This window comes from Methylobacterium sp. J-070 (genome assembly GCF_022829385.1).
Classification (GTDB): domain Bacteria; phylum Pseudomonadota; class Alphaproteobacteria; order Rhizobiales; family Beijerinckiaceae; genus Methylobacterium.
Genome location: NZ_JAKSXX010000039.1, coordinates 1 through 3,646, shown reverse-complemented (window position 1 = coordinate 3,646; position 3,646 = coordinate 1). Strand labels below are relative to the sequence as shown.

The 3,646-nt window shown below is 65.9% G+C and carries 5 protein-coding genes; 2 read left to right on the top strand and 3 right to left on the bottom strand.

The window, feature by feature from the left end; translation table 11 throughout:
* The first annotated feature begins 61 nt into the window (after nt 1-61).
* A complete protein-coding gene (locus MKL01_RS01920) occupies nt 62-424 on the top strand; it encodes a low affinity iron permease family protein (protein WP_243903547.1) in 363 nt (120 codons plus the stop codon).
* A gap of 117 nt (nt 425-541) precedes the next feature.
* Entirely contained in the window at nt 542-2,161 is a 1,620-nt protein-coding gene (locus tag MKL01_RS01915) for a methyl-accepting chemotaxis protein (RefSeq protein ID WP_243903546.1), read from the top strand.
* Here MKL01_RS01915 and MKL01_RS01910 read toward each other — a convergent pair.
* From MKL01_RS01910 to MKL01_RS01900, 3 genes are read right to left on the bottom strand one after another with little or no spacing between them, the layout of a single operon-like run.
* Nucleotides 2,158-2,532: a hypothetical protein gene (locus tag MKL01_RS01910; RefSeq protein ID WP_243903545.1), complete on the bottom strand. Its 375-nt coding sequence runs from the start codon at nt 2,530-2,532 to the stop codon at nt 2,158-2,160. The genes MKL01_RS01915 and MKL01_RS01910 overlap by 4 nt on opposite strands.
* Nucleotides 2,533-2,536: 4 nt before the next feature.
* Nucleotides 2,537-2,737 (bottom strand): DUF2934 domain-containing protein, encoded by a 201-nt coding sequence (locus tag MKL01_RS01905; RefSeq protein ID WP_243903544.1) that lies wholly within the window; start codon nt 2,735-2,737, stop codon nt 2,537-2,539.
* Nucleotides 2,734-3,486, bottom strand: a complete 753-nt coding sequence (locus tag MKL01_RS01900; RefSeq protein WP_243903548.1) for a sigma-70 family RNA polymerase sigma factor — start codon at nt 3,484-3,486, stop codon at nt 2,734-2,736. Before MKL01_RS01900 ends, MKL01_RS01905 begins: the two co-directional genes overlap by 4 nt.
* Between the last annotated feature and the right edge of the window lie 160 nt (nt 3,487-3,646).

Genomic DNA, 3,646 nt, shown 5'->3' with positions numbered 1-3,646 from the left:
ATTTTGGAAACACGGTTGCGCTAACTTGCTTAGCGGCTCGATGCGCTGAGCTTGAGGATTGATGCTGGACCGTCCGATCATTGGCCTTGCCGTGTGGCTTTCAAAACCCCTCGGCTTCTTGACGACCTGCTTTACCGTCGCTGCCGGGCTGGGCGCCGGCTTCATCCTCAGCTTCAACGATCACTGGGCGCTCGTCTTCAACCTGTTCCTGTCCATCGCCGCCATGCTCTTGGCAGGTGTCATTCTGGTGGCCGGCGCCCGTGACACCGCCGCTATCCAGATGAAGCTGGATGAGCTGATCCGCGCCGTGGAAGACACAGATGAACGCCTCATCGGAGTTGAGGAACTGAGCGCCGAGGAGCTGGAACTGATCAGGCAGGACCGGCAGCCTTCCTCGGACGCTAGAGTTGATACTGAGGCTTGAGGCGCGGGAGAGCGCGGTGTTGCTCGCGTCAGCTCGCTTTGGGCGCTATTGGCGATGCCATCGTTGTTGCGGCTGCCGCTCGAAGCCGTCCGCAGGCCTGACCAGGAAAGACCGAGCATGCCGAATACGTTTGGCCTCAACCGCACGCTGGGCGGCGCCATCGGCGTCATCGCGCTCGTGTCGGTCCTCAGCAGCAGCGCGGTCTTGCTCACGCGTGACCATCTGCAAGACGCAACAAACGCCCTCGACCGCTCGACGCAGGTGGCCCACGGTCTCGACGCCTTCCGCACCGCCATGCTCAACCAGGAGACGGGGCTACGCGGCTATCTCATCACCGGACGCGAGAGCAGCCTGGAGCCCTACCGCGCGGGACGGCCGGCTCTGGATGAGACGATCACTCGCCTGAGGACATTGATCGGCAATGATGCCGAGCGGTCTCGCCTGTTGGCCGACGCCGTGACGGCAGCCCGCGCTTGGCAGGCTGACATCGGCGAGACTGCCATCCGAGAAGCGGCCAACCCGGCGACACGACCGGAGGCGGTGCGCATCGAGGCTGAGGGTAGAGGCAAGCAGTTCTTCGACACCCTGCGCGGGAAGCTCGCCGCCATCGATACGCTTGAAGAGCGGACCCGCGCAGCGCAGGCTGTGCGCGTCACGCAGGCCGAGCGCAACGAGAGCCTCGCGCTCTGGGGCGGAACCCTGCTCACCCTCCTGATCTGCCTCGGGGTCGGGATCGCCATCAATCGCCTGATCGTCCGACCGCTCGTGCGGGTAATGGGCTTCGTCGAGCATGTCGGCGAGGGCGATCTCACGGGCACGCTCGGCGAAGGGGGGCACAACGAGATCGGTCGCTTGGGACGCAGCCTCAACGCGATGGTAGCCGGCCTCGCCGATCTTGCCCGGACCAACCGCACCGCCACCGCCGACCTCAACACCGCCGCGGCCGAAATCCGCGCCTCTGCGCAGGAGCAGGCGGCCTCGGTCGAGCAGCAGTTCGCCGCCGTGCAGGAGACCGCCGCCACCATGGATCAGATTACCCAGTCGGGTGCGCAGATCGGTAGACGTGCCACCGAGGTGATCGCAACCGCCCAGGCCACCGCCCAGACCTCCCGCCAGGGCCTGCGCGCCGTCTCGGACACCGCCAAGGCTATGGAGGCGATCCGCGAGCAGGCGGAGGCGGTGGCCGGCAACATCGTCAGCCTGTCGGAGAAGACCCAGACGATCGGCGACATCATCGAGACGGTCAACGACATCTCCGAGCGCACGCACCTGCTGGCGCTCAACGCCGCCATCGAGGCGGCGGCGGCGGGCGAGAGCGGCCTGAGCTTCGCGGTCGTGGCCTCCGAGATGAAGCTCCTGGCCGATCAGGCCAAGGCGGCCACCGGCCAGGTGCGCGGGCTCCTGGGCGAGATCCAGCGGGGGATCAACACCTCGGTGATGCTGACCGAGGAGGCGGTCAAGCGCGCAGCGGCCGGCAAGACCCGCTCGGACACGACGCAGCGCACCATCGAGGAGATCACCGCCAAGGTGGAGGAAGGCACTCAGGTGTTCCAGCAGATCGTGGCCTCGACCAACCAGCAGCAGCTCGGGATCGAGCAGGTGGTGGGCGCGCTTCAGAACATCCGGCAGGCGAGCCAACAGACCGCGGCCGGCACGCGGCAGGTCGAGACGGCCTCGGCCAACCTCACGGAGCTGGCGCAGGCGCTGATGACCCTAGCCGAACGCTATCGGCATTAGGCATTTTTCGGTGTCCGTGCCGATGCTTCAGGCTGGTATGCTCCCGGTTGAGCGGCTTGCGCCAAGAAGACCTGACCACGGGCGATGAACAGGTCGATCTGCACGATGCCGGAGTTGATCGCCGTAATCAGGTTAGCGTTGGTGTCGTCGATCTCAGGATCACCGGTCGGCTCGCGGCCGCGCACATCCGCGAGCACCGACGTCATCTGATCCCGCTGTTCCCGCAGGTCCGCGAGGATGATCTGAGCCCGCGCCGCCTGCAGGTTCGTAGCGTGACCACCGACGAGCAACTCTACCGCGGCGACATCGACCCGGGCGAGCGCGGATCGCTCCTCACCTCTCCGGCGTAGCGGAACGATGCCTTCGCTCATGATCCTACGCCTGTCCCGCATCGGACAAACCGCTCGACACGCCCCGGCGCTCCGCCATCAGCTCGCGCTCGGCCATGAGCCAGAACTCCAGCTCGTAGCCTTCGGGCCGGTGGTTTCGATCCCAGAGGTCGTAGGCGCGCTCCCGGATCTCCTCAATCGACAGTATGGGTTCGGCTCGATCATCCGAAGGGGGATCTTGGCTCACTCGCTGACCTCGCCTGATCCGCCGAGCGCCGAAAGCATGACGGCGTCGTTGCGGATCTCGTCACCATCATAGCCAAGCGCCTTCACGAGCCGCTCGCGGGCGCGCCAGACGCGGCTCTTCACGGTGCCGATCTGGCAGTTCATGACCGCGGCAGCTTCCTCGTAGGTTAGGTTTTCGATCGCCACGAGGACCAACGCTTCCCGCAACGTCGGCGCAAGCCGGTCGAGGGCAGCGCGCACGTCTTGGAGATCGAGGTGGCCAGCTTGATCCGGCAGGGTTGCCAGCCGGGCGGTGTGGCTTCCGTCCTCGTCCTGGACTTCACGGTGCTTGCGCTGGTGGGTGTAGAACTGGTTGCGCAGGATCGTGAAGGTCCAAGCCTCGAAGTTCGTGCCCTGTTCGAAGCGTGTACGGGAGCGCCATGCCCGCACAAGGGTGTCCTGAACGAGATCGTCGGCCACTACCGGGTCGCGGGCGAGCGAGACGGCGAAGCGGAGCAGACCCGGGAGTATGGTGACGAGCAGCCTCTTGAACTCGGCATCGTTGCGTTCGGCCGCGTCGCCGAGAGCCAGATCGAGCTTGGCCAGCAGTTCGGCAAAGCGGCTCGTGGCGCCAAGCTCGGCATCCTCCTGCGCGTAGACGGCCGCCAGCAAGTTGCCGAGGTGTCTCTGGATCCTGTCCGGGAGAACGGGCCCGAACGTGCCCGCCACCTCCTCGGCCCATTCCGGAAGCTCAGCCTCCTCCGTGCTCATTGTGGGCACCGGGTCGATTTGCACGACATCGTTCGCCGTCCATTCGTTCGATAGATCGGCCGCCTACATACCCTCACGGCATGGCTCGACCAGCGCCACCACCCGCGAGAATTCTCGTCCGGTCTGATCGGTCGAGGTCGCCCGCTGCCCCTCGGCAGCC

Bases quoted from the DNA above. Each gene is read 5' to 3' on its own strand.
- MKL01_RS01920 (WP_243903547.1), top strand. From the start codon at position 62: ATGCTGGACCGTCCGATCATTGGCCTTGCCGTGTGGCTTTCAAAACCC.
- MKL01_RS01915 (WP_243903546.1), top strand. From the start codon at position 542: ATGCCGAATACGTTTGGCCTCAACCGCACGCTGGGCGGCGCCATCGGC.
- MKL01_RS01910 (WP_243903545.1), bottom strand. From the start codon at position 2,532: ATGAGCGAAGGCATCGTTCCGCTACGCCGGAGAGGTGAGGAGCGATCC.
- MKL01_RS01900 (WP_243903548.1), bottom strand. From the start codon at position 3,486: ATGAGCACGGAGGAGGCTGAGCTTCCGGAATGGGCCGAGGAGGTGGCG.